Origin of the sequence: Flavobacterium hercynium, assembly GCF_002217285.1 — a bacterium.
GTDB classification, from domain to species: Bacteria; Bacteroidota; Bacteroidia; order Flavobacteriales; family Flavobacteriaceae; genus Flavobacterium; species Flavobacterium hercynium.
The window spans coordinates 65,777-90,244 of record NZ_MUGW01000022.1 but is presented as its reverse complement, the minus strand read 5'-3'; the positions used below and the strand labels follow the sequence as shown (position 1 = coordinate 90,244).

Sequence of the window (24,468 nt, the reverse complement as noted above, 5' to 3'; positions counted from 1 at the left end):
TAATTAGTTTAGTTTATACTTACAAAATAACTTTATCTATATAAGAAGGGTCTTAACCTAAAATTAGAATTTCCTAAGATCTAACATTAGATTTTTTAATGTCGCCTTTTTTGATAATGTCTTTTCTAAAAATAAGCGTTACAATTGTTCCTTTATCCTGCTCAGATTGTACTTGTATCTCGCCACCATGCATACGGATAATTTTAGAAGCCAGTGGAAGCCCTAAACCGTAACCATTGTATTTGGCAGCAATTTTACCTCTAAAAAAGGGTTCGTACAAATGCGGAATATCTTCCGGCGGAATACCGATCCCGATATCGTTGATCGCAATCTTAATCATTTCGTTATTAGCAGAAAGGGTAACAAAGACCTCGTTGTTATCAGAATATTTTACACCATTTGTTATAATATTATTGATCGCGAGTTCTAATAATGGTCTGTTGCATGGAATTAGCAAAAGGCTGCAATCTTGCGGTATAACATTTAGTTTGACGCTTACTCTATTATCAGGATATATCTTGTCTAAGTTTGATTTTACATCCATTAAGAGTTCGTCGATACGAGCAATATCCAGCACTTGTTTTTCGCCATCATAACCTGTTTGGGTTAATTTCAGCAAGCTTTCTGTTAAATTTCCTAATCTTGATGCCTGACTGTAAATATTCTCCAATGAACCAATATACTCCTCCACTGCACGCTCTTTCATAAGCATAATTTCAGCTTCGGCAATAATGGTTGTAATGGGAGTTTTTAGTTCGTGAGAAGCATTATTAATAAAATTAGCCTGAATCTCGAATGAGGTTTCAAGTCTGTCTAACATATCATTAAAAGTTTCAGTAAGATCTGATATCTCGTCTGAATTTTTTACTTCCGGTAATCTGTTGTGTAAGTTTGAGGCACTAATTCGGTTTACTTCTTTTGTAATTCGTGCTACAGGATTAATAACTCTCTTTGCCAGGAAACGACCTAGAAAAAAGGCTAAAAATACAAAGGCGATACCTCCAAAAAGCATAATTTTTACAATATAAACTGTTGTAGTTGCACCCTTTCTATCTCGTGCAGCAACAATCACCATGTATTTTTGATTCCGCTCTTCGAAAATCTGACCTAAATAATACTTGTTGTTAATCTCGAAATAATCTCTTCCGGTTTTTAGAACATTGGTATAAAATTTATTAGGCAGATTTAGATTTGTATTGTAATCAAAAGTATTGGCACTGTGAATCTGAAGAACATATTCTTCTTCTTCAATTAGTTCTTCCAGTCCATTTTTTTTAAGATTACGATAGTATTTAATCTTTTCAGGATCGTTTTGAAAATGAATAGAAGCTACAATTTGTGCTCTGTCATCCAGTCGTTTAAGGAAATAATAACGATTATTTTCTCTAAACAAAACGAAAACAATAATACACAATAGCAAAGTACTAAAGGTAGACAGAGCTACGTAGGTAAAAGTTATTTTCTTTCTGATATCCATATTATGACTTTATAACATAACCTAAACCTTTCATCGTATGAATAAGTTTTGTAGCGTAAGGTTTGTCTATTTTTTTTCGTAGGTAAGTAATGTAAACATCGACTACATTGGTATTCATATCAAAATTAATATCCCAGACATTATCCAGAATCTGATCACGAGATACAATGTTACCCGTGTTTTTAGCAAGGTAATAGAGTAATTTAAATTCTTTAGCCGTTAAGATAATGCCTTCTCCGTCTCTTTTTACGGTCTTCGCTTTGCCGTTTATTTCTAAATCACCAATTATTATAGTATCAATTTTTTCATTGTCCTGATTGGCTCTTCGGTTCAGTGCGTTTACTCTAGCATCGAGCTCACCAAATTTAAAAGGTTTTACTAAATAATCATCGGCTCCGGCATTTAATCCGGTAACAATATTTTCTGAAGTTCCCAATGCCGTCAGAAGCAATACAGGTACAAAATTTTTGTTGGCACGCAATCTTCTGCAGATTTCAATTCCGTTTATATCCGGAAGCATAACGTCAAGAATTACAACGTCAAAGCTATAATTATGAATCATCTCCAGGGCGGTTTTACCGTCCATAGCTACGCTTACTTCATTATTATTTTCTGCAAATCCTTTCCGTAAGATGGATAAAAGATTTGGTTCATCTTCGACTATAAGTAGTTTCATGGTAGTGCTAGTATAATTAACAAAAATAGCAATTGAGATTAAATTTAAATAACCAATACTTTATTATTATGATTTTATTGTGAAGAAAACAATTTTGAAGCTTTAAAATTATTTTAAACTTAATTAATGAACAGGAGAATAACAAAGTCTTTGTTTTATTTGACGAACGGTTGCAAAATACGCTCTTTAATTATTACCTTTTCACCTTTAAAAATCATTACACTAGTCTTGAAAAAAGAATCTGAATATTTCCCTGACAAACAATACGAAAACATAACTTATGGCAAGGATGATCTGAATTTCAAGGATTTCGAATGCTGTACTTTTACGGGTTGTAATTTCTCAGACTGTGTTTTCTTAGCGGTAACTTTTATTGATTGTGTTTTTAATGACTGCATTTTTAATGAAGCTAAAATCAATTACGTTGCTTTTAGAACGGTAAGTTTTAATCGTTGTGAAATCAGAGAAGTAAATTTTGCTATGTGTGATAAACTTATTTTCGAAGTTCATTTTTACGATTGCATTTTAGATTTTTCTAAATTTTATACGCTAAAGCTAAAGGGAACAACTTTTATCAATTGCAGCTTAATTGCTGTAGATTTTATGGCGACTGATCTAACGAGTGTGCATTTTGACAATTGCGATTTATACCGTTCTGAATTTGACAAAGCTATCGCCAACAAAGCTGATTATAAAACCAGTTACAATTACACTATTGATCCTTCTAAAACAAAACTAAAAAAAGCGGTTTTTGCTTTAAAGGAAGTGAAGGGATTGCTATTTAAACATGATGTGATTGTTAGTGAGTTGTGAATTGTGAACTGTGAACTGTTTGTTATTGTTGTCAAAAAAAAAATCAGTTTGCACTGATTTTTTTGATTTATAACTTTTTCTCCATTACGTAGTCTTCCATCAAATAGCCATTTCCGATATCGATATTTACTTCATCGGCAATTTCAAAACCTATTTTTTTGTAGAAATCTAATGCTTTATTAAATCGGTTTACATTAAGAGACAAGGTTTTAGCATTTTCTTTTAAAGCCATTTCAGCAATTCCCTCTATTGCTTTTTTACCAATTCCTCTTCCTTGTGTTTCCGGAGAAAGGTATATTTTATGAATTTTTGTTATTGCATCGCCTTTATAATTATGCTCTACTGATATAAATCCCAGTTTGATAACATTCTCATAAATCAAATAAAACAGTTGCTCTTTTTTATCAAAATGGGCTGATAATGCTTCTTCAGAATAAATTAGATCCAGCATATAATCTAACTGTTCTTTCGATAAAATTTCACCATACGTAATGGGCCACGTCGTGTGTGCTATTTCCTGAATGAAGGTAATATCGTTTTGTGTTGCTTCTAAAATTGTAACCATGTTGTATTCTTAAATTCTTTTGTTTAAAGAAGATTATCCGTGAATGGTTTCTCCTTTTCCGTAATTGGTAATAATTGATTCTTCAAAAGCCAGCCATTCTCTCCAGCGTTTTTCTACATCGATTCCAACACCATATTTTCTGGCGTAGGTTATAAACGTTGTGTAATGCCCTGCTTCGCTTTCCATTAAATCTCTGTAAAAAACGGCAAGTTCTTCATCCTGAATATTTTCAGACAATACTTTAAAACGTTCGCAGCTTCTGGCTTCGATCATAGCAGAAAACAATAATCTTTCTACAAGACCTGAAACACGGCTTCCGTCGCCACTTTTCTTCATGTACAAATACAATTCGTTTACATAATCGTCTTTGCGCTCACGTCCTAATTTTAATCCTCTTTTGATGATTATATTGTGAACCTGCTCAAAATGATCGATTTCTTCTTTGGCTAAAGCCAATAAATCTTTTACTAAATCCTGATGTTCAGAATTATTTGTGATTATTGTTATCGCATTGGTGGCTGCTTTTTGCTCACACCAAGCGTGATCTGTCAGGATTTCTTCAATGTTTTTTTCTACAATATTTACCCATCTCGGATCTGTTGGTAATTGTAATCTTAGTACGCCCATGTTTTTAAGTCTTAAAGTTTTTAAAGTCTATAAAGTCATAAAGTTGAAAATCAAAAGTTTTAAAGTTGAAAATCTAAACATTAAATTTTAATATTCAAAAAAGCCGAAGATCAAAACTAAAACAGCAAATTTACATTTACTATTTCAGGACTTTCGACCTTCGACTTTATGACTTTAAGACTATTTATTAGTATACGAAAATCGGTCTTTCGCTCATCATTTCGTTTACTTCGTTTGCTACTTCCTCGATTACAGCTTCGTTAGTGTGATCTGCAAGAACTTTATCGATTAAAGCTACGATAGTTTCCATATCTTCTTCAACTAAACCACGAGTCGTGATTGCAGCTGTTCCAACACGAATTCCTGATGTGATAAATGGTGATTTATCATCAAACGGAACCATGTTTTTATTTACTGTAATTTCTGCTTTTACTAATGCATTCTCTGCTTCTTTACCTGAAACGTTTTTGTTTCTTAAGTCAATAAGCATCATGTGATTGTCTGTTCCTCCAGAAATAATGTTGTATCCTCTTTTTACAAAAGCATCTGCCATAGCGTTTGCATTTTTTTGCAATTGCATAGCATACGTAAAGAATTCATCTTTAAGCGCTTCTCCAAAAGCAACAGCTTTTGCAGCAATGATGTGCATTAACGGTCCACCTTGATTTCCAGGGAAAACAGCTAAGTCTAATAATGAAGACATCATTCTAATTTCTCCTTTTGGTGTTTTTAATCCTTGTGGGTTTTCGAAATCTTTCCCCATTAAGATCAAACCTCCACGTGGTCCTCGTAATGTTTTATGTGTTGTTGTAGAAACAATATGACAATGTGGAATTGGGTCATTCATTAATCCTTTTGCAATAAGACCTGCAGGGTGAGAGATATCAGCAAATAAGATAGCTCCTACACTGTCAGCAATTACTCTAAAACGCTCAAAATCCATATCACGAGAATAAGCTGATGCTCCTGCGATGATTAATTTTGGTTGCTCTTTAGTTGCAATTTCCTGAATTTTATCATAGTCTAAACGACCAGTTTCAGCATCTACACCGTAAAAAACAGGACGGTATAAACGACCTGAAAAGTTTACAGGAGATCCGTGCGTTAAGTGACCACCGTGTGATAAATCAAAACCTAAGATCGTATCACCAGGATTTAAACATGCATGGTAAACTGCTGTATTTGCCTGAGATCCTGAGTGTGGCTGTACGTTTGCATATTCAGCACCAAATAATTCTTTAGCTCTGTCAATTGCAATTTGTTCAATAACGTCTACTACTTCACAACCGCCGTAGTATCTTTTGCCCGGATATCCTTCGGCATATTTGTTTGTTAAAACAGAACCAGCTGCTTCCATTACTTCGTCACTTACAAAATTCTCAGAAGCGATAAGTTCTAATCCGTGAATCTGTCTGTCTTGTTCCTCTAGTATAAGGTCAAAAATTTGTTCGTCGCGTTGCATTTTTTCGTTTTTCGTTAATTTCCTGCAAAAATACAAAAAAACGTTTGTCAAACTGTTAGATTATGATATATTTGACATACAATTTTTCAACAAATAATTAACATTCACATGCCAATAACCGCTAACGATATTAAAAGAAAATCATGGTTAGAAGTGCCTCAAAATAGCGACTTCCCCATTCAAAATATTCCTTTCGGGGTTTTTCTTACCAAAGAAAATGTCGTTACAGTGGGAACCCGAATTGGCGATTACGCTATAGATTTAGGCGCTTTACAACAATTAAACTATTTCGAAGGAATAGATTTAACAGATGATATGTTCATGCAGGACACGCTTAATGATTTTATTTCTGACGGAAAAAAAACATGGCGTTTAGTGCGAAATCGCATCGCTGATATCTTTGATGCAACCAATCCACAACTAAGAGATTCAACAAAAGACCGCGATATTGTTATTTTCAAAATCGATGATGTCGAAATGCAATTACCGGTTTTAATTGGTGATTACACTGATTTTTACTCTAGTAAAGAGCACGCTACAAACGTTGGTAAAATGTTTCGTGATCCTGAAAACGCCTTATTACCAAACTGGTTACACATTCCGGTTGGGTATCACGGAAGAAGTTCTACAATCGTTCCGTCTGGAATTCCGGTTCACAGACCAATGGGACAAACTTTGCCTGCAGGTGAAAAATATCCTGTTTTTGGTCCGTCTCGTTTAGTCGATTTCGAATTAGAAACTGCTTTCATTACTACTGATGCCAATATAATGGGTGAAAATATCCCAACATACGAAGCCGAAGATTATATTTTTGGAATGGTATTATTGAATGACTGGAGTGCACGCGATATTCAAAAATGGGAATATGTGCCTCTTGGACCATTCTTAGCGAAAAACTTTGCTACATCAATTTCTCCTTGGATTGTTACTATGGATGCTTTAGAGCCTTTTAGAACTAAAGGCCCTAAACAAGATCCATCCCCACTTCCTTACTTACAAACAAAAGGAAAGAAAGCGTTTGACATTCATTTAGAGGTTTCTATAAAACCGGAAGATGCGGAAGAAACAATCGTTTCCAGATCAAACTTTAAATATTTATATTGGACTATGAGCCAGCAATTAGCGCATCATACCTCAAACGGTTGTCGTGTAAATTCTGGTGACATGATGGGCTCAGGAACTATTTCCGGTCCAACTCCTGATAGTTTTGGTTCTATGTTAGAATTAACTTGGGGAGGAAAAAATCCATTAAAATTAAATGATGGCAGCGAACGTAAATTTATTGAGGATAATGATACGGTAATCATTAGAGGTTTCTGCGAAGGCAATGACGTTCGTATTGGTTTTGGAGAAGTAGCAAGTCAATTGCTTCCTCCTTTCGTGAGACAATGAAGAGAAGATAAAGTATCTGAAGAGATCTAAAAATATAAAACCTTGGCTTTCACCAAGGTTTTTTTATACAATTAAGTTTCTTAAGTACTTGTGCGAGATTTTTTATTCTAAAACCACTTTCACCCAAACTAAACGATGATCTGAGCTTGATTCACGCTTTTCAACCAACTCTGACATTGGTTCACCTTTTGCAGGCCAGAACACACCGCTGTTGATAACCTTAAAACCAAATTTAGAAGGCAATACATAATCAGCGCGCATTCTCCAAAAGGCTGTATGGTTAACTCCAAAAGGATTTTCGGGAGTGTATTCTGCACCACCTTTACTCGCAGGTGTTGGTTCGCTATTCACTTTTGGATGGTCCAGTAATGACTTTATTCCTTCTGTAATAGCACTTCCTTCAACTGGCGAAGCGTTCTGATCACCCATTATAACAAATGAAGAATTCGGAGCTAATCCGCCTTTTACGCCTTTATCATCATAAATGTACGAAGCAGAATCGTCTGAAATATAATCTTTCCAGAGCCTGATTTCATCATGATTTCTCTTTCCATTACGATCTTCAGAACCATCAAAAGAAGGTGGTGTAGGATGACTGGCTAAAATATGAACCGTTTTCTTGCCAATCTTAACAGGAATATCCCAGTGAGATTTCGAAGATAATGGAAATTGCTCCCACGCTTCTTTACTATACCAATCTGATCCGTCTTGTTTTTTAATAAGCAATGCTCCCGGCATATCTTTCCATTTGAAATTTTGAAAAGTACGAACTGCTTTAGTATCAATAGGGTATTTTGACAAAACTACCATCGCATATTGACCCGGATACATACCAAAACCCCAGGCATCATTTCCGAAATTATCGGATTTTCCGTCACCGTTCAAATCATAAGGACTTGGCTGACCGGTATTCACCGTTGAGTAATAATAGTACGGGTAATCAATTGTCTTTGCTCCGTTTTGACTTACTTTCAAATAATTCTTAACAAATGCCTTTACACCTTGTTTAGGATTTTTAATATAGTCAAACTCGTTTAACAGAATAACGTCAGGCCTTACGGTCTGGATAATCTGGGCGATATTTTTGATTTGAGGATTATTTCCTGATTCAAGCTGATTGATCAATACCTGTTCAGAATTTCCTTTTGTTCCTCTTGGGAAATAATTTTCAGATTCCATACTTACATTGTAGGTAGCAAATGTAAGTTCGGTTTTTTGTTGTGGATGGGACTGTGAGAAAAGAACTCCTGCAGAAAGCAAGGAGAGGGTAAAAAATATTTTATTCATAAGAAATTGAATCTGCATTTCTGCTTTATTAACTGCGCGAATATAAGAAGGATGTTCGGAACGCCCCGTACTATGCATGTTAAGTATATGTCAATAAAAAATGAATCTCTCAATCCTGAAAATATCAGCATTGAGAGATTATATCATTATATGAAAAACTTAGTCTTTTTTTTGTCTTGAAAACAAAAACAAGCTAAGCAGGTATTTGCTGACTTAAACAGTGCAATGTTCCAAATCCCCAGATGAAATCAATACAGCTAATTCCAATTACTTCTCTGTCTGGGAAACATTCTGCCAAAATATTTAAAGCGACACGATCGTTGCTATCATTAAAGGTAGGAACTAAAACGCAATTGTTCAGAATTAAAAAGTTAGCATAACTTGCCGGTAATCTTAAATCTTCAAAATCGATACGTTTTGGCATTGGCAAGGCTACAATTGTTGGTGATTTACCATCTTCTAACTTTGCGTTTTGCAAACGTTTCAGGTTATCTTGTAGTGGTTGGTAGTTTACATCATTTTTATCTGTTTCAACAATGGTAACAATTGTATCCTCGTTTACAAATCGACATAAATCGTCGATGTGTCCGTGGGTATCGTCGCCCGCAATTCCGTCACCTAACCAAATTACATTGGTTACACCAAGGTATTCTTTGAATACTGCTTCGTAATCTTCTTTGGTAAAATTTTTATTTCGAACCTGAATAGTTGGGTGCATTAAACATTCCTCAGAAGTTAAAAGTGTTCCTCTACCATTTACATCGATAGCACCACCTTCTACAATTACAGGTTTTCCTTTATATGTTACTTGCGTTAATGGCACATCGATACAATCTGCAACCTTAGACGGAACAAATTTGTCTAATTGATAGTTTTTGTATTTTGCCCATCCGTTAAAATTAAAATTTAGTGCTTCTCTTTTAGAACCATTTTTCACAATAATTGGCCCTGAATCACGCATCCAGCTTCTATTGGTTTTATGAATAATATAAGTGATGTTTTCAGTATTTACACGAGCTCTTTCAAGCATGTCTGCTACTTTTTCTTTTAATTTTTCATCGGCAACGACTAAAAAAACAGTTTCAAAAGTGGCTACTTTTTTAATAAATTCTACAAAAGCCCATTGTACCGCTTCATATTTTCCCGGCCAATCGTTACCATTATGTGGAAAACACAACACAATTCCTTGCTGTTTCTCAAATTCTGCTGGAAATCTTCTATTATTTGTTGACATAAAAAAGGTTCTAATTTTAAAGAGACCAAAGGTAATCATTCAAAAAGGATTTTAAAAGTGCACCAAAGTTTTCTTTATTTTTTCACACCAAAAAATCAACTTGCAATATTTTCACTTACAAAAGCCTTACTTTTTTGGTTTTATTTAACAAATTCTCACAAAAATAAATTAAAATATGGGAATTATATAAAATCTGGTAAAATCGATGGAACTTCTTAACTAAATCTATCCTCTATGTTTGTGACGAGCAAAAAACAGCTCAAAAAACAAATTAAATTTATAAGATATCATGAAAAAGAAATTAGCAACTGTATCACTTTTACTTCTAACTATTGCAGCCAGTGCTCAAGACATGGCAACAACAAATGTAATTACATCGCAATCAACACTTGAAAAACCAGCATACAACAAATGGTCTATCGAATTAAATGGTGGTATTAATAAACCTACCCGAGCTATGACACCAGGATATTCTACTTCTACGTTAAGCCCTTTTCATGCAGATTTAGGAGTAAGATATATGTTTAATCCTAAATTTGGGGTGAAACTTGATGTTGGATACGATCAATTTCAGGAAAGCGATAACAGTTCTCCTTTCGAGAGCAAATCTATCAGAACAAGTTTACAAGGAGTTGTGAATCTTGGTAGAGCTTTAAACTTCGAAACATGGACTAATACAATTGGATTGTTAGCACATGGAGGATTTGGGGTTTCTCAATTAACTTCTGATAATGGTTTTGATGGTGAAGATTACATGGGACATGGAATCCTTGGTTTGACTGGTCAAATCAGATTAAGCAATAGTATTGCTTTAACCGGAGATTTAACTGGAATCGTAAACGGAAAGCAAACTTATAACTTTGACGGAATGGGACGTCCGGCGACAGGTTCATTTGATGGTGTATTATTAAATGCTTCTGTTGGTTTAACGTTTTACTTAGGTAAAAACGAAAAACATGCTGACTGGTTCTCGGAAGAAAACGAAAGATTAAACAAATTAGAAGACAGAGTTACTACAATCGAAACAGGACTTATTGATACTGATAAAGATGGTGTAGCTGATCTTTACGATTTAGAGCCTAACACTGCTTCGGGAGTTGCTGTAAATACCAAAGGACAATCTATTGACACTAACCAAAACGGTGTACCGGACGAGTTAGAAAGCTATTTAGAAAAAACTTATGTACAAAAAGGTCAGGAACCTAAAAACAGTAATGTAGAACAATTGATTAATGATGGTTATGTAAATGTTTACTTTGATTTTAACTCATCTAAACCAAAAGATGCTTCATTAGCTGGTGTTAACTTTATTGTTAAGTATTTAAGAGACAATCCTTCTAAATCTGCTGATATAGTAGGTTATTCAGATGAAATCGGAAATACTGATTACAACACTGAATTATCAAGAAAAAGAGCTGAAGCTGTAAAAACAATAGCTACAAATGCAGGAATCGATGCATCTAGATTGAATGTTGTTGCTAACGGAGAAGATACTTCTGTTAACAAAAGTTCTAAAGAAGCACGTCAAATCGTAAGAAGAGTTACTTTCCAAGTGAAATAATTTCCTAAGACTTCAATAAAAACGGGGACAAAGTAAAACTTTGTCCCCGTTTTGTTTTATATAAAAATCAATATTATTTGTCGATTGCTCTTTTTGTAATATCGCCAAAAGCATCGATTCTTCTGTCTCTGAAAAATGGCCAGTTTTGACGTACATTTTCCTGTAAATCTAAATCGACTTCTGCAATTAGAATTTCTTCTTTATCGTGTGATGCCTGCGCCAGAATTTCTCCTTGAGGACCTGCAATAAACGATGCTCCCCAGAATTGAATACCGTCTGTTCCGTCGATATATTGTTCTAAACCAATTCTGTTTGCAGCGGCAACAAAAACTCCATTTGCTACAGCATGACCTTTCATCACGTTCATCCATGCACCATGCTGGTTTTCTCCGTATTGTTCTTTTTCTTTTGGATGCCATCCAATTGCTGTTGGATAAAACAATACTTCTGCTCCTTTTAAAGCTGTGATACGTGCTGCTTCCGGATACCATTGATCCCAGCAGATTAATGTTCCGATAGTTCCTTTTTTAGTTTCGATAGCCTGGAATCCTAAATCTCCTGGCGTGAAATAAAACTTTTCGTAAAAGTGAGGATCGTCCGGAATATGCATTTTACGGTACAATCCGGCTTCTGTTCCGTCTGTATCGATGATGTAAGCACTGTTGTGGTAAATTCCTGCCATTCTTTTTTCAAAGAAAGGAACGATGATTACTACTCCAAGCTCTTTTGCTAATTCGCTGAAGGCAATAAATGAAGTACTGTAAAGTGGTTCTGCTAATGCAAAATTATCTACATCTTCGCTTTGGCAAAAATAATGACTGCTGTATAATTCCGGAAGCAAAATAACTTCTGCTCCTTGACTTGCAGCGTCTCTTACCCAGCTGATACATTTTTTAAGGTTATTTTCGGCTACGTCATTCAGATTTAGCTGAATAACTGATATTTTATATTTTCTTTTTGACATGACATAAATTTAGAGTGCAAAAGTAATAAAATTTGGAATAATACAAAAATGCCCTTTGTTTATTGGAAAAACTAAAATGACTGTCTTAGCCCTGATAGAAACAGCATCCTTTTATGGTGGGGTTCACCATAAAAGATAGAGTGGATAGCAGGACTGCTGTTCTTGTAAAAAACGTTTTTTTCTGCTCCAAAAAAAAACACCAGCCTTTCGACTGGTGTATGTTTAATGGAAAGCGAAATACTTATTCCGCTATTTTTTCTTTGGTAGTTATCTTTTTAAATACATTTACAATTGCTAAAACTATAAATCCTACTAAAAGTCCCATGACAAACTCTTTAATGATAGAAGGTACTTGCGGAAGTAAATGGTGTAGATATTCGCTGTTGTGAACGAATATTCCACCCGCAACTAAAAGTAATGCAATGGTACCAATTACGGTTAGCGCTTTAATAACTTTTGGCAAAGCCTGAACTAAAATGTTTCCGATAGTTTTTAATAAACTATTGTCTTTTTTACTCATTTTAATAAGTTTGAAACCTACTTCATCCATTCTTACGATAATCGCCACGATACCATAAACCCCAACCGTTGCAATAATTGCAATTATTGAAACTACGATGATTTGTGATAAGATTGGTGTATTTACAACGGTTCCTAAAGCAATAATTATAATTTCTACTGATAAAATAAAATCGGTAACAATGGCTGATTTTATTTTTTCTTTCTCGGCTGCTAAAACTTCTTCTTCTGTTAAAGTTTCTTCAGTAATACGTTCTGATTTCGCGTGATCACGGTGAAAAAAGAATTCATAGATTTTTTCTGCTCCTTCATACGCAAGAAACATTCCTCCCAAAACTAAAATAACGATAATCGCTATCGGGAAAAAAGCACTCAATAAAAATGCTATTGGCAAAATTATTACTTTATTTAGTAATGATCCTTTTGCAATTGCCCATAAAACCGGCAATTCTCTTGACGAGATAAACCCTGAAGCTTTTTCGGCATTTACTGCTAAATCATCTCCTAAAATACCTGCTGTTTTTTTTGCTGCAACTTTACTCATTACTGCAACATCATCCATAACTGCTGCGATATCATCTAATAATACGAAAAAACCTGATGCCATTATCCTTTTTATTTTAAGCTTTGTTTTCTTAATTTCTGTGCGAATCTAATACTTTTTATTCAATTCTTTTTATGTTAAAATAAAAATTAATATTAGCTGCATTGCCCTAACAGCACCCAGATAATTATAAAAACAAAGATAGTTCCAAAGCAACCTCCGCCTAATTTTTTCGCACCATAACCTGCTATCAATCCTCTAAAAATATTGTTCATAATATTGTGTTTTATTTTTAATTATAATTTATTGATTGCGAAGTATTTCGCAATGTAAAGATGGAATTATAAAAACAATATTTTTTATATTTATTTCTGAAAAAGTTTCAGGATTTACAGTAAAAAAAAACACCAGTCTCTCGACCAGTGTTTTCTCTAACTTAAATTCTAAAATAAAATTACTTAACTGTTTCTGTCTGATTTCTAAAAACCAGTTTACCATCAAATGCGTCTATCAAAATTATGCTGTCTGTTTTAATCTGATTCGCCAAAATCTCTTTAGACAATTGATTTAATACTTCTTTTTGAATAACACGTTTTACGGGTCTTGCTCCAAACTGGGTATCATATCCTTTGTCTGACAGGTATTTTATTGCTTCCGGTGTTGCATCCATTGCGATACCTTGCAGTGCCAGCATTTTGGTTACACTCTTAAGCTGCAACGTTACAATTCTGGAAATGTTCTCAATTGTTAACGGTGTAAACAATACAATTTCATCGATACGATTGATAAACTCCGGACGAACAGTTTGTTTCAATAAGCCCAAAACTTCTACTTTTGCAGCTTCTGTCGCAGCTTCGATTCCGCCTTTTAGATTATCGAATTTCTCCTGTATAATTTGGCTTCCCATATTAGAAGTCATGATGATAATGGTGTTTTTAAAATCTGCTAAACGTCCTTTATTATCTGTCAAACGTCCTTCGTCTAAAACCTGCAATAAAATATTGAAGGTATCAGGATGTGCTTTTTCGATCTCGTCTAATAAAACCACTGAATATGGTTTTCTACGAACTGCTTCTGTCAACTGACCTCCTTCATCATATCCAACATATCCCGGAGGCGCTCCTACTAAACGACTCACACTATGACGTTCCTGATACTCACTCATATCGATACGCGTCATGGCATTTTCATCATCAAAAAGATATTCCGCCAATGCTTTAGCCAGCTCCGTTTTACCTACTCCGGTTGTTCCTAAAAACAGGAATGTTCCAACAGGTTTTTTCATATCCTGTAAACCTGCGCGGCTTCTTCTTACTGCATCACTAATGGCCTCAATGGCTTCTTCCTGACCAACAACACGTTTGTGTAACTCGTCTTCCAGATGCAATAACTTTTCGCGCTCAGTCTGAAGCATTTTCATTACCGGAATTCCGGTCCATTTTGCTACAACTTCTGCGATATCTTCTCTGGTAACTTCTTCTTTTATTAATGAGTTTCCTGATTGATATTCTTGCAATTGCTTTTGCAAAACTTCCAGACGTTCTTGTGCTTCTTTTATTTTTCCATAACGAATCTCAGCTACTTTTCCATAGTCTCCTTCACGTTCTGCACGTTCTGCTTCATGTTTAAAATCTTCAATTTCTAATTTAACTGCCTGAACACCATCAACAACATCTTTTTCTGTTTTCCATTTGGTATAGATTTCGTTACGCTCTTCTTTCAGGTTAGCCAAATCCATACGGAGGATTTTAAGCTTACTTTCTTCTTTTTCACGTTTAATAGCTTCGATCTCAATCTCTAACTGCATGATTTTACGATCTAAAACATCTAATTCTTCTGGTTTTGAATTGATCTCCATACGTAATTTAGAAGCAGCTTCATCCATTAAATCAATTGCTTTGTCCGGTAGAAAACGGTTTGTAATGTAACGCTGTGAAAGTTCTACCGCTGCAATGATTGCCTCATCTTTGATCTGAACTTTATGATGTGTTTCATACTTTTCTTTGATTCCACGTAAGATCGAAATAGCACTTTCTGTATCGGGTTCGTCAATTAAAACTTTCTGAAAACGGCGCTCTAAAGCTTTGTCTTTTTCGAAATATTTTTGATATTCGTCTAACGTTGTTGCTCCAATAGCTCTCAATTCTCCTCTTGCAAGTGCTGGTTTCAAGATGTTGGCTGCGTCCATTGCACCTTCTCCTCCCCCGGCTCCTACCAATGTATGAATCTCGTCTATAAACAATACGATATCGCCTTCTGCAGCTGTAACTTCTTTTACTACTGATTTTAAACGTTCCTCAAATTCTCCTTTGTACTTCGCACCTGCAATCAATGCTCCCATATCCAGAGAAAAAACGATTTTATCTTTTAAATTTTCCGGTACATCACCGTCTACAATTCGGTGCGCTAACCCTTCGGCTATTGCGGTTTTACCAACTCCCGGTTCTCCAACTAACATTGGATTATTCTTGGTTCTACGGGTGAGAATCTGCAAGACACGACGAATCTCTTCATCACGACCAATAACAGGATCAAGCTTACCAGTTCGCGCCAGTTCGTTTAAATTCTTTGCATATTTATTTAATGAGTTGTAATTCTCTTCTGCTGAAGCCGAAGTTACACGTTCTCCTTTTCTAAGTTCTTCGATAGTTGCTTTTAAGGCTTTTCCGGTAACTCCCTGATCTTTTAAAATCTGTGCTACTTTACTTTTTGAATCGAAAATTGCTAAAATTAAATGTTCTATAGAAACATATTCATCGTTCATTTTCTGAGCAATGATCTCTGCTTCATTCAATGCTTTATTTGCATCTCGGGAAAGTACAATGTCTCCTCCAGAAACTTTTGGAAAGCTTTGAATTGTTGAGTCCAATATTTGTAAAAACAAAGGCACGTTTACATTTAATTTTTTCAAAATAAAAGGCGCCACATTTTCGTCAACTTCAAAAATGGCTTTAAAAATGTGTTCGTTTTCTATTTGCTGCTGGCCATATCGCTGCGCCAATTGTTGAGAAAGTTGAATAGCTTCCTGCGATTTTGTTGTAAATTTATTTATGTTCATCTTTTTATAATTAAGTTTTGCTTTTAAGTTTCTCTACTCGATACCATTAAAATTAGGATTGATTGCATTCAATTTTTAACTTTAAATGATATAACTTTGTTGCAATATTCAAATTACATTCCATATCACAAATACAGACAAAATGACGTTTAAAATTGGTATTTAGCTCTTTTAAAGCGTCAAAAAGTCATAAAAACAGTCAAAACATGAGTTTTTTAAATTCAATATTCGGAAATTCAGATAATTCTGAGTCAACAAAAAGTAACGTAAACTGGATTGCTCTTACTAATTTAGAACAGTTAGATAATATTGCAGCTGTTTCTGCTGTTAAACCTGTGGTAATTTTTAAACACAGCACAAGATGCAGTATTAGCCGAATGGCTTTGAAACAATTCGAAAGAGAATATAGTCTGGATGAAACTGTTGATGCGTTCTTTTTAGATTTGATCGCACATCGTGATGTTTCGAACGAAATTGCTTCGCGATTTAATGTGTATCACGAATCACCTCAGTTAATTTTAATCAAAGAAGGTAAAGCTGTATACGATGTTTCACACAGCGACATTGACGCTGAAGCGCTAAAAAGCAAAATTTAAATTTAGTTTATTGTTTGTTGTTTTTCGTTCGTAGTTTGTAGTACTCTACTTTGTTGAAGATAATTTCAAAAGTTTGCAACTTACATTTTACAAGAAAAACAACAAACCTAAAAACTCCCTTCTGATCCACCACCGCTAAATCCTCCTCCTCCAAATTCCATTGGAGAGTCTGTTTTTACTTCTGGTTTTAAACCAAATGACGAAGCAACTATTAAAGTTTCGGCATTTAAAAATGCATTGGAGTTATTTATTCTGTCGGGTTTAAAAGTCAAACCTGTTTCTTTATTTTTTAGCTTTTGAATGGAGAACCAGGCAATTGCAAAAAGAACCAATCCGCCCAAAGTCAGTGCCACTTCGATTGGTAAAACAGAATGATAAACGCGTACTGTGTAAATAGAAAACGCTATGGCTAAAAAGCTAATCCAAAGCATAATGCGATCTTTTGTCTTTAACGCCTGATACAAATAGAAAACCGGCACTGTAAATGTCATAAAATAGAAGAAATACCACAATGGAATTTCTTTATCTCGCATTTCGTATCCTAAAAGTTCTATTGAAAGTTCTCTGACAACGAGATAATTGCAGGAAAGGTAAAATACAATGAGACAAAAACTGTTTGCCAGAAGAAGCCCGTTGTAAAAGTATTTTTTGGTCAGACTACTAATTCTTTTTTTGGTAAAGAAATAAAATCCTGCAGCAACTAACATTGTGACAAATGGTAAAACTTGCTCTCCATATTGTAGCTCTATCATTCCAAAAAATAAGACCGCAGCACAAGCCATACAAAAAACTAACATTGACAACAAATGCAAGTACCTGTAATACGTTAAAAAAGAAACAATTGCCACAGTAACAGCAGGAATTAACATGATATCATAAGCATCTGTAGTAAATACAATTCCGCAACCAATGTTTAACAGTATTCCGAGTATAAATGCATCGTCAAGACCATGTCTGTAATATTTTTGACTGATTAAATATTCTGCACCTAAAACTCCAACTCCTGCAAAAAGATAGCAGCAAATTTTAAAAAATGTATTCTCACCCGAAATACCTATTAATGTAATTACACCACAAATAGACAAGTACAAAAAGGCTCCAAGTAAAAAGAAAGCTAAACGTACTAAAATATTCCTTTGAATTTTAAATGATGGTAGTTCCTTTCTAATTATTGCTCTTTGCTCTTTGTTTATAAAACCGGCATCTAACAATAAATCTGCTTCTTCTGTTAATACCAAATTATCCAGTAAATTTTTATCTTGTATCATTATGCGATTTCTTTATTGAATTTCTTAATCAGTTTTATAAACATTACAATGGAAACTATAAAATAGATGGGCAGAAGTAATATCAGCAGTATCCAAATATCATCTGGTCTGATAAAATCTAAAATTCTAAATAAAAAGAGATTAAATCCAATGTACGCATAAACAATCATAAATATATAGAGCGAAATTGCTTTCTGTTCATGACTTACTTTGTAAAAATAGAACGAAGAAATACCTAAAACTACTGTAAATAAAAGCCACATCAAATCGTCAGTAAATAGATTGGAAATGGTGGCTACGCTAATCAGATGCAAGGCAAATGTTAGATAAACTAGTGTAAAATGTGTTTTTAAATTAATTCGGGAACTGTAAATTGTCCAGACAATAAGTAAAACACCCAATGCAATCGCAGAGTACGTTAGTGTTTGATTATCATAAAAATCATTGCTGCTATTGAATATGTCCTGAGGTGTTACTGAAAGCCCTATATATGCTGCTAAACCTGTTACTGCAATTGTCAAAACACTTTTATTATCAAAGTAATATGCACAGCTAAAACTAACAATTGTTGGTATTAAGGTTGCCAAACCATAATGTGTTCCAAATGCTTCGTATTGGAACTGTAAATACCCTATGAAGATGCAGGTTAAAATATTAGCTATTAAAACTATATATTCTAAAAATGGGCTTTCAAAAACAGTTTCTGTCTTCTGAAAACCTTTTGAATTTTTAAAGCAATAATAAAAACAGCCTCCAATTAAGATAAGTAATACAGAAAGCAAAACAATGTGACCAAAACTGTCGATATTATCATAAATTAAAATTCCGATTCCGGAAGTAAACAGTAAGGCAGAGAAATAAAGAAAAAGCTTTAGTTCTGCATTTAATGAAAATATACCTAAACTTCTGTAAGCTTTAATTTCCTGATATTGATTTTCAGTAATAAGATTTTTATCGAAAAGATTCTGAGTAGCTTGTTCATCAAGGTTTGCCATAATTTAAATTTATGTTAATCTGTTTCAAATATATGTATTCAGTATGAATAACGTTCTAAATAAGTAGGAATTATCAAAAAAAAGAGCGTCATGAATACATAACGCTCTTATTATCAAAAATTCAGGTTAACTTCCTTAATTACTTTTGAATTTTAATATCTGCAACAATTCTAGGATCTGATCCTACTCTGTGTACTGATTTTACATAAATAACTCCTTTTTTACCTGCTGCATTTTTAAACAATACTACTAAAGGTAATGCACTGTCAGGAAATGAATTTTCGTCATCAGCAATTGTCAATTTATCTAAATCTTCTCCTTTTTCTAATTTAGCAAATTGAGAAACTGTAAATTGGTCTTTAACATAATTTATATATTCTGTAGTTTTACCATTTACAATCCCATCTTCTTTATCATTAGGGCTCATGAAATAATTTACCGATGAACTAGAACCTGAAAAAGCAATGTCAATTTTTGGTAACGTAGCGTTATCAATTTGGCTTTTTTTGTATGATTTACCAGTTTCTGTTGAAAAATATCTTCCAGAGTCAAAACCTTCTGCAGCATCTAGTGAAAAATTCACATTACTAAACACTTTTAATGTCGTTTTATCTTCTACTACTGGTTCTTCAATTACTACTTGCTCCTCTTTTTTATCATCATCACTTGAACAACTTGTAAATATTGCTCCACAAACAAATAATAATAAGGTAATTTTTTTGGTAATGTTAATCATTTTATATTTATTTAAATTTCGGCAAATCTAATATAATTTACTATAAAAGATAATTTGTTTTTAACAAAATAAATAATAATAAAAAATAATAAATCACTTTAAAAAGCATTCTCCATTTTCTGTTTAATATCAGCTAAACACAAATTGTTAATACTTCCTTCATGCGTGTGTTTTGTTTCTTTTGGAGATTTGTATGTTCCCGCTTCCAATTCTTCAGCAACAGCTTTGTAGGCGTCTCTGAAAGGCATTCCAGCTACTACCATTTCATTTAAAGTATCAACCGTAAACAAATAATCGTATTTTTTATCTTTTAAAATATTGTCTTTTACTGTGATATCTTTTACTGAGAAAATAGCGATGTCCAAACAGGCTTTAAGATTTTGAATTGCAGGAAATAAACCTTCTTTTAAAAGCTGTAAATCTCTGTGGTAACCGCTTGGTAAATTATTTGTGATTAATGTAATCTCATACGGAAGCGCCTGAATCTTATTGCACTTTCCTCTGATTAATTCGAATACATCTGGATTTTTCTTGTGTGGCATTATGCTTGATCCTGTTGTAAGATGTGCCGGTAAACTAATAAAATCAAAGTTCTGGCTCATATACAAGCAAACATCCATTGCGAATTTCGATAATGTTGCTGCGACGCTGCTCATGGCAAATGCAACGGTTTTCTCTGCTTTTCCACGGCTCATTTGTGCTGCCACGGCATTAAACTTTAAAGTTTCAAAACCTAGTTCTTCTGTAGTAAAGGTTCTGTTGATTGGAAATGAACTTCCGTATCCTGCTGCTGAACCCAGCGGATTTTGATCTACAATTTTCAAAGCTGCATTTAACATCGTAACATCGTCGATTAGACTTTCTGCGTAGGCAGAAAACCACATTCCGAATGATGATGGCATGGCGATTTGCAGATGGGTATATCCTGGTAATAATACGTTTTGATGTTTGTCTGCTGATTCCATCAACAGGTCAAAAAGCGTTTTTACCTGTTCTTTTATAGCTTTTAATTCGTCTTTTAAATACAAATGAACATCTACTAAAACCTGATCGTTACGGGAACGTGCGGTGTGGATTTTTTTTCCGGCATCGCCTAATTTTACAGTTAGTAAATATTCTATTTTTGAATGCACATCTTCAAAACTATCTTCTATTTCGAAATTTCCGATTACAACATCGGCAATTATTTCGTTTAAAGCGTCTACTAAAGAGGTTGTTTCTTCTGAAGTTAATAAACCAATTTGTCCTAGCATTTTAGCGTGTGCGATAGAACCTAAAGCATCGTATTTTGCAAGAACTAAATCTAGTTCACGATCATTGCCAACTGTAAATTGTTCTATTTGTTTATCTGTTGGTATTCCTTTTTCCCAAAGTTTCATAACTTAGATTTTTAGACTTTTTAGATTGTTAGATTTTTAGACTGCTTAGATACTAGACTGCTTAGACTTCTTGGATGCTAGACTTCTTTGATACTAGACTTTTTAAATCTAAGATTTCTTAGATTCTTGACTTTTTAGATTCCAGATCTCTCAGACTCTTGCTTTCTTGCACTTTAGTTTTTTTCTTTTCAGCTTATTTCTAATTTATATCTAAATGTCATTGTTTATACTGGTGGTGTTTCTAGCCCCGATAGCAGTGAAAATCCTTTTGTTTTTTTCTTTAAAAAATAAAAGATTGTAACGGATAGCGGGATTAGCTCCTAAAAAATATTATAATTTAAAGAAATCTGTTAGTATTTTGATATACAACTCAACTCCTTCTACGATTTCGTTTACATAAATAAATTCATCTGCTGAATGTGACCGCAGTGTTTCGCCTGGTCCTAATTTTAGTGACTGGCAACTTAATACGGATTGATCTGAAAGTGTTGGAGAACCATAAGTTGTTCTTCCTAAAGCAATTCCTGCTTGTACTAAACCGTGCGCAACCGGAATAGAAGAAGCATTTAAATGCATTGATCTTGGTGTTACTTCGGCATTTACATTTGCTTTCACTACTTCTAAAATTTCAGTATTAGAATAACAGTCGTTTACGCGGATATCGATTACTAAATCGCATTCTGATGGTACAACATTGTGCTGTTTCCCTGCACTGATCTGAGTTACGGTCATTTTTACGGGACCTAAAACTTCTGAAATTTTATCGAATTTATAGTTTTTAAACCATTCCATTACCGGAATTGATTTATAAATAGAATTATCGTCGTTTTGATGCGCAGCGTGACTTGCGGTTCCTTTTACTTTTACATCTAGTACTAACAAACCTTTTTCTGCCACAGCCAATTGCATTAGTGTTGGTTCGCCTACGATAGCGCAATCCAGTTCCGGTAAATGCTGTAAAACGCTGTTTAATCCATTTTTTCCGCTGCTTTCTTCTTCCGCAGAAGCTACAACAACAATGTTGTATGGCAAATTTTGATTGTCGTAAAAATGTACAAAAGTTGCTAATAAGGAAACTAAGCATCCTCCGGCATCATTACTACCTAAACCGTATAATTTACCGTCTTTTTCAATGGCTTTAAACGGATCATTTGTATAGGCTTGGTTTGGCTTTACCGTATCGTGGTGTGAGTTTAGTAAAAGTATTGGTTTATTTTCGTCGAAATATTTATTGAAAGCCCACACATTATTGTTTTCTCTTTTAAAAGGAATTTCGTTTTGGTTGAACCAATTTTCTATTAAAAGTGCTGTTTGATCTTCTTCACTTGAAAATGAAGGTGTTTCAATTAGATTTTTCAATAATGCAATGGCCTCTTTGGTAAGCGTTTCTATATTTTTCATTTTGATTAGGTACTGAGGTGCTAGGTTTCGAGTTCTAAGATCACAAAAATCTTAGTTTCTGTCCAACTTAGCAACTTTTTTCTACTATAATGTAATTGTTGTGTGCAAAACATCTGGATTTTGCAGCATTTTATGATGTCCAATTTTTATTTTTTGAACACCTCTTGACAAACTATTAAAGCAATTATCCAATTTTGGAATCATTCCGGAATGAATTACTTTATCTTCTTTTAGTTTTAAATACAATTCTTCGTTTATGGCTGTAATTACGGATGAATCGTCTTCTGAATCTTGTAAAACACCTTGTTTTTCAAAACAATATGTTAGTGTAACCTCTTCTATTTCAGAAAGTGCAATCGACAACTCGCTGGCAATTGTATCAGCATTTGTATTTAATAATTGTCCGTCTTTATCATGGGTAATGGCACAGAATACGGGGACAATATGGTTGTCTAGTAATGTTTTCAGCAAATTAGTATTAACTTGTTTTACATCGCCTACAAAACCGTAATCGATTGTTGGATGGTTTCTTTTTACGGATTGAATCAAATTTCCATCGGCTCCTGAAAAACCAATTGCATTGTTATTTTTTGCCTGTAATTGTGCAACAATATTTTTATTGATTTGTCCTGCGTAAATCATAACTACAACATCGAGCATTGGAGCATCTGTAATACGACGACCTTCGATCATTTGGGGCTCTAAACCAATATTTTGAGCCATTTTTGTAGCTGATTTTCCACCACCGTGAACTAGTACTTTTGGTCCCTCAATTTTAGAAAAATCGGTTAAAAATTGTTCTAATTCTGCTGGGTTATCGATTATATTTCCGCCAATTTTTATTACTGTTACCATTTTTTTAGGTTCATAGGAACAAAGGCGCAAAGGGACAAAGGTTTTTTTTAAGGTTTTTAAACCTTTGTGCCTTTGTAACTTTGCATCTTTGGACCTTATTTATAACTTTTTCAAAATCTTCTGTAAAACTAATTGTGCTGAATAGGTTCTGTTATTGGCTTGCTGAATTACTATTGAATTCTCGCCATCAAGAACTTCATCACTTACAATTACATTACGACGCACTGGCAAGCAGTGCATAAATTTTCCGTTATTCGTTAATGCCATTTTTTCGGCTGTTACTGTCCAGTTTGGATCTGTATTCGTTACTTTTCCGTAATCCTTAAAATTACTCCAGTTTTTAACGTAAACGAAATCTGCATTTTCAAATGCTTTATTCTGATCGTATTCTATTTTACAATCTTTTGTTATTTCGGGGCTTAATTCGTACCCTTCGGGATGCGTGATAACAAAATCCATATCTTTTTGCATTTGCATCATTTCGACAAATGAATTAGCTACTGCCTGAGGTAATGCTTTAGGATGCGGCGCCCACGAAAGCACTACTTTTGGTTTGTGCTTTGTTTTATATTCTTCCATGGTAATAGCATCGGCTAGGGATTGCATTGGGTGACGCACCGCACTTTCCATGTTTACAATGGGGACTGTTGCGTATTTTAAGAATCCTGAAATTACTGTTTCTGCGTAATCTTTTTCTTTGTCTGCTAAACCTGCAAAAGCACGAATGGCTATAATATCGCAATATTGAGAAACTACTTCTGCTGCTTCTTTTATATGTTCTGAAGCTCCGGAATCCATAATGGCGCCGTCTTCAAATTCTAAAGTCCAGCCTTCGTTAGTAAAGTTCATTACCATAACGTTCATTCCTAAGTTTATAGCCGCTTTCTGCGTACTCAAACGTGTTCTTAAACTCGGATTAAAAAATAGCATTCCTAAGGTTTTATTCTTCCCTAGTTCTTGATTTTTTAGTGGATTTTTTTTAATTTTTAATGCACTCTTTACCCATTTTGATAATGAGTTTATGTCTTGAATTGAAATATAATTCATGTTTTTTATGTT

At 34.2% G+C, this 24,468-nt stretch carries 21 protein-coding genes; 4 read left to right on the top strand and 17 right to left on the bottom strand.

The features are described from left to right. Positions 1-73 precede the first annotated feature (73 nt). Both B0A66_RS11560 and B0A66_RS11555 read right to left on the bottom strand, forming a co-directional pair. Positions 74-1,477: a sensor histidine kinase gene (locus tag B0A66_RS11560; RefSeq protein WP_089049993.1), complete on the bottom strand. Its 1,404-nt coding sequence runs from the start codon at positions 1,475-1,477 to the stop codon at positions 74-76. 1 nt (position 1,478) lies between these two features. After that, a complete protein-coding gene (locus tag B0A66_RS11555) occupies positions 1,479-2,153 on the bottom strand; it encodes a response regulator transcription factor (RefSeq protein ID WP_089049992.1) in 675 nt (224 codons plus the stop codon). Between the two features lie 228 nt (positions 2,154-2,381). Between B0A66_RS11555 and B0A66_RS11550 the strand changes: the two genes are divergently transcribed. After that, entirely contained in the window at positions 2,382-2,966 is a 585-nt protein-coding gene (locus tag B0A66_RS11550) for a pentapeptide repeat-containing protein (RefSeq protein WP_089050058.1), read from the top strand. 67 nt (positions 2,967-3,033) lie between these two features. Here the strand turns inward: B0A66_RS11550 and B0A66_RS11545 are convergent, their stop codons facing one another. The 3 genes from B0A66_RS11545 to glyA form a co-directional block, all read right to left on the bottom strand. Next, complete coding sequence (locus tag B0A66_RS11545; RefSeq protein WP_089049991.1) at positions 3,034-3,531, bottom strand: GNAT family N-acetyltransferase; 498 nt, start codon at positions 3,529-3,531, stop codon at positions 3,034-3,036. A 33-nt stretch (positions 3,532-3,564) separates the two neighbouring features. Continuing rightward, complete coding sequence (gene miaE / locus B0A66_RS11540) at positions 3,565-4,158, bottom strand: tRNA-(ms[2]io[6]A)-hydroxylase (RefSeq protein WP_059117297.1); 594 nt, start codon at positions 4,156-4,158, stop codon at positions 3,565-3,567. A gap of 187 nt (positions 4,159-4,345) precedes the next feature. Further along, positions 4,346-5,620 carry a serine hydroxymethyltransferase gene (gene glyA / locus B0A66_RS11535; RefSeq protein ID WP_089049990.1) on the bottom strand — a complete coding sequence of 425 codons (1,275 nt, stop codon included), beginning with the start codon at positions 5,618-5,620 and terminating at the stop codon, positions 4,346-4,348. A 108-nt stretch (positions 5,621-5,728) separates the two neighbouring features. Here glyA and fahA point away from each other — a divergent pair, with 108 nt between their 5' ends. Beyond that, on the top strand, positions 5,729-7,012 hold the full coding sequence (gene fahA / locus B0A66_RS11530) for a fumarylacetoacetase (RefSeq protein ID WP_089049989.1): 1,284 nt from the start codon (positions 5,729-5,731) through the stop codon (positions 7,010-7,012). Between the two features lie 102 nt (positions 7,013-7,114). Here fahA and B0A66_RS11525 read toward each other — a convergent pair whose 3' ends face one another. Both B0A66_RS11525 and B0A66_RS11520 read right to left on the bottom strand, forming a co-directional pair. Next, entirely contained in the window at positions 7,115-8,299 is a 1,185-nt protein-coding gene (locus B0A66_RS11525) for an endonuclease/exonuclease/phosphatase family protein (protein ID WP_089050057.1), read from the bottom strand. A 193-nt stretch (positions 8,300-8,492) separates the two neighbouring features. Continuing rightward, entirely contained in the window at positions 8,493-9,533 is a 1,041-nt protein-coding gene (locus B0A66_RS11520; RefSeq protein ID WP_089049988.1) for an agmatine deiminase family protein, read from the bottom strand. A gap of 289 nt (positions 9,534-9,822) precedes the next feature. On the opposite strand from B0A66_RS11520, the gene B0A66_RS11515 reads away from it, so the two are divergent. After that, positions 9,823-11,094 carry an OmpA family protein gene (locus tag B0A66_RS11515; protein WP_089049987.1) on the top strand — a complete coding sequence of 424 codons (1,272 nt, stop codon included), beginning with the start codon at positions 9,823-9,825 and terminating at the stop codon, positions 11,092-11,094. Between the two features lie 73 nt (positions 11,095-11,167). On the opposite strand, the gene B0A66_RS11510 is transcribed toward B0A66_RS11515, so the two are convergent. From B0A66_RS11510 to clpB, 3 genes are all read right to left on the bottom strand, one after another. Further along, the gene (locus tag B0A66_RS11510; protein ID WP_089049986.1) at positions 11,168-12,058 is read right to left on the bottom strand and encodes a carbon-nitrogen hydrolase; all 891 of its coding nucleotides are present in this window, start codon (positions 12,056-12,058) and stop codon (positions 11,168-11,170) included. A 241-nt stretch (positions 12,059-12,299) separates the two neighbouring features. Continuing rightward, positions 12,300-13,184, bottom strand: a complete 885-nt coding sequence (locus tag B0A66_RS11505) for a DUF808 domain-containing protein (RefSeq protein ID WP_089049985.1) — start codon at positions 13,182-13,184, stop codon at positions 12,300-12,302. Positions 13,185-13,575: 391 nt separating this feature from the next. Then, positions 13,576-16,179: an ATP-dependent chaperone ClpB gene (clpB, locus tag B0A66_RS11495; protein WP_089049983.1), complete on the bottom strand. Its 2,604-nt coding sequence runs from the start codon at positions 16,177-16,179 to the stop codon at positions 13,576-13,578. A 206-nt stretch (positions 16,180-16,385) separates the two neighbouring features. On the opposite strand from clpB, the gene ytxJ reads away from it, so the two are divergent. Beyond that, entirely contained in the window at positions 16,386-16,775 is a 390-nt protein-coding gene (ytxJ, locus tag B0A66_RS11490; protein ID WP_089049982.1) for a bacillithiol system redox-active protein YtxJ, read from the top strand. Between the two features lie 107 nt (positions 16,776-16,882). Here ytxJ and B0A66_RS11485 read toward each other — a convergent pair whose 3' ends face one another. The 7 genes from B0A66_RS11485 to B0A66_RS11455 form a co-directional block, all read right to left on the bottom strand. Beyond that, a complete protein-coding gene (locus B0A66_RS11485; RefSeq protein WP_089049981.1) occupies positions 16,883-18,043 on the bottom strand; it encodes a hypothetical protein in 1,161 nt (386 codons plus the stop codon). Next, complete coding sequence (locus B0A66_RS11480; RefSeq protein WP_089049980.1) at positions 18,043-19,038, bottom strand: DUF2157 domain-containing protein; 996 nt, start codon at positions 19,036-19,038, stop codon at positions 18,043-18,045. The genes B0A66_RS11485 and B0A66_RS11480 overlap by 1 nt, the downstream gene beginning before the upstream one ends. A gap of 139 nt (positions 19,039-19,177) precedes the next feature. Then, on the bottom strand, positions 19,178-19,774 hold the full coding sequence (locus tag B0A66_RS11475; RefSeq protein ID WP_089049979.1) for a hypothetical protein: 597 nt from the start codon (positions 19,772-19,774) through the stop codon (positions 19,178-19,180). 98 nt (positions 19,775-19,872) lie between these two features. Then, positions 19,873-21,153 carry an argininosuccinate lyase gene (argH, locus tag B0A66_RS11470; protein WP_089049978.1) on the bottom strand — a complete coding sequence of 427 codons (1,281 nt, stop codon included), beginning with the start codon at positions 21,151-21,153 and terminating at the stop codon, positions 19,873-19,875. 330 nt (positions 21,154-21,483) lie between these two features. Then, the gene (locus tag B0A66_RS11465; protein WP_089049977.1) at positions 21,484-22,554 is read right to left on the bottom strand and encodes a M20 family metallo-hydrolase; all 1,071 of its coding nucleotides are present in this window, start codon (positions 22,552-22,554) and stop codon (positions 21,484-21,486) included. 84 nt (positions 22,555-22,638) lie between these two features. After that, on the bottom strand, positions 22,639-23,409 hold the full coding sequence (argB, locus tag B0A66_RS11460) for an acetylglutamate kinase (RefSeq protein WP_089049976.1): 771 nt from the start codon (positions 23,407-23,409) through the stop codon (positions 22,639-22,641). Positions 23,410-23,508: 99 nt separating this feature from the next. After that, positions 23,509-24,456, bottom strand: a complete 948-nt coding sequence (locus B0A66_RS11455) for an N-acetylornithine carbamoyltransferase (protein ID WP_089050056.1) — start codon at positions 24,454-24,456, stop codon at positions 23,509-23,511. Between the last annotated feature and the right edge of the window lie 12 nt (positions 24,457-24,468).

Bases quoted from the DNA above. Each gene is read 5' to 3' on its own strand.
- fahA (WP_089049989.1), top strand. From the start codon at position 5,729: ATGCCAATAACCGCTAACGATATTAAAAGAAAATCATGGTTAGAAGTG.
- clpB (WP_089049983.1), bottom strand. From the start codon at position 16,179: ATGAACATAAATAAATTTACAACAAAATCGCAGGAAGCTATTCAACTT.
- B0A66_RS11520 (WP_089049988.1), bottom strand. From the start codon at position 9,533: ATGTCAACAAATAATAGAAGATTTCCAGCAGAATTTGAGAAACAGCAA.
- B0A66_RS11545 (WP_089049991.1), bottom strand. From the start codon at position 3,531: ATGGTTACAATTTTAGAAGCAACACAAAACGATATTACCTTCATTCAG.
- B0A66_RS11510 (WP_089049986.1), bottom strand. From the start codon at position 12,058: ATGTCAAAAAGAAAATATAAAATATCAGTTATTCAGCTAAATCTGAAT.
- B0A66_RS11525 (WP_089050057.1), bottom strand. From the start codon at position 8,299: ATGAATAAAATATTTTTTACCCTCTCCTTGCTTTCTGCAGGAGTTCTT.
- B0A66_RS11465 (WP_089049977.1), bottom strand. From the start codon at position 22,554: ATGAAAAATATAGAAACGCTTACCAAAGAGGCCATTGCATTATTGAAA.
- ytxJ (WP_089049982.1), top strand. From the start codon at position 16,386: ATGAGTTTTTTAAATTCAATATTCGGAAATTCAGATAATTCTGAGTCA.
- B0A66_RS11515 (WP_089049987.1), top strand. From the start codon at position 9,823: ATGAAAAAGAAATTAGCAACTGTATCACTTTTACTTCTAACTATTGCA.
- B0A66_RS11475 (WP_089049979.1), bottom strand. From the start codon at position 19,774: ATGATTAACATTACCAAAAAAATTACCTTATTATTATTTGTTTGTGGA.
- B0A66_RS11560 (WP_089049993.1), bottom strand. From the start codon at position 1,477: ATGGATATCAGAAAGAAAATAACTTTTACCTACGTAGCTCTGTCTACC.
- argB (WP_089049976.1), bottom strand. From the start codon at position 23,409: ATGGTAACAGTAATAAAAATTGGCGGAAATATAATCGATAACCCAGCA.
- B0A66_RS11555 (WP_089049992.1), bottom strand. From the start codon at position 2,153: ATGAAACTACTTATAGTCGAAGATGAACCAAATCTTTTATCCATCTTA.
- B0A66_RS11505 (WP_089049985.1), bottom strand. From the start codon at position 13,184: ATGGCATCAGGTTTTTTCGTATTATTAGATGATATCGCAGCAGTTATG.
- glyA (WP_089049990.1), bottom strand. From the start codon at position 5,620: ATGCAACGCGACGAACAAATTTTTGACCTTATACTAGAGGAACAAGAC.
- B0A66_RS11485 (WP_089049981.1), bottom strand. From the start codon at position 18,043: ATGATACAAGATAAAAATTTACTGGATAATTTGGTATTAACAGAAGAA.
- argH (WP_089049978.1), bottom strand. From the start codon at position 21,153: ATGAAACTTTGGGAAAAAGGAATACCAACAGATAAACAAATAGAACAA.
- miaE (WP_059117297.1), bottom strand. From the start codon at position 4,158: ATGGGCGTACTAAGATTACAATTACCAACAGATCCGAGATGGGTAAAT.
- B0A66_RS11480 (WP_089049980.1), bottom strand. From the start codon at position 19,038: ATGGCAAACCTTGATGAACAAGCTACTCAGAATCTTTTCGATAAAAAT.
- B0A66_RS11455 (WP_089050056.1), bottom strand. From the start codon at position 24,456: ATGAATTATATTTCAATTCAAGACATAAACTCATTATCAAAATGGGTA.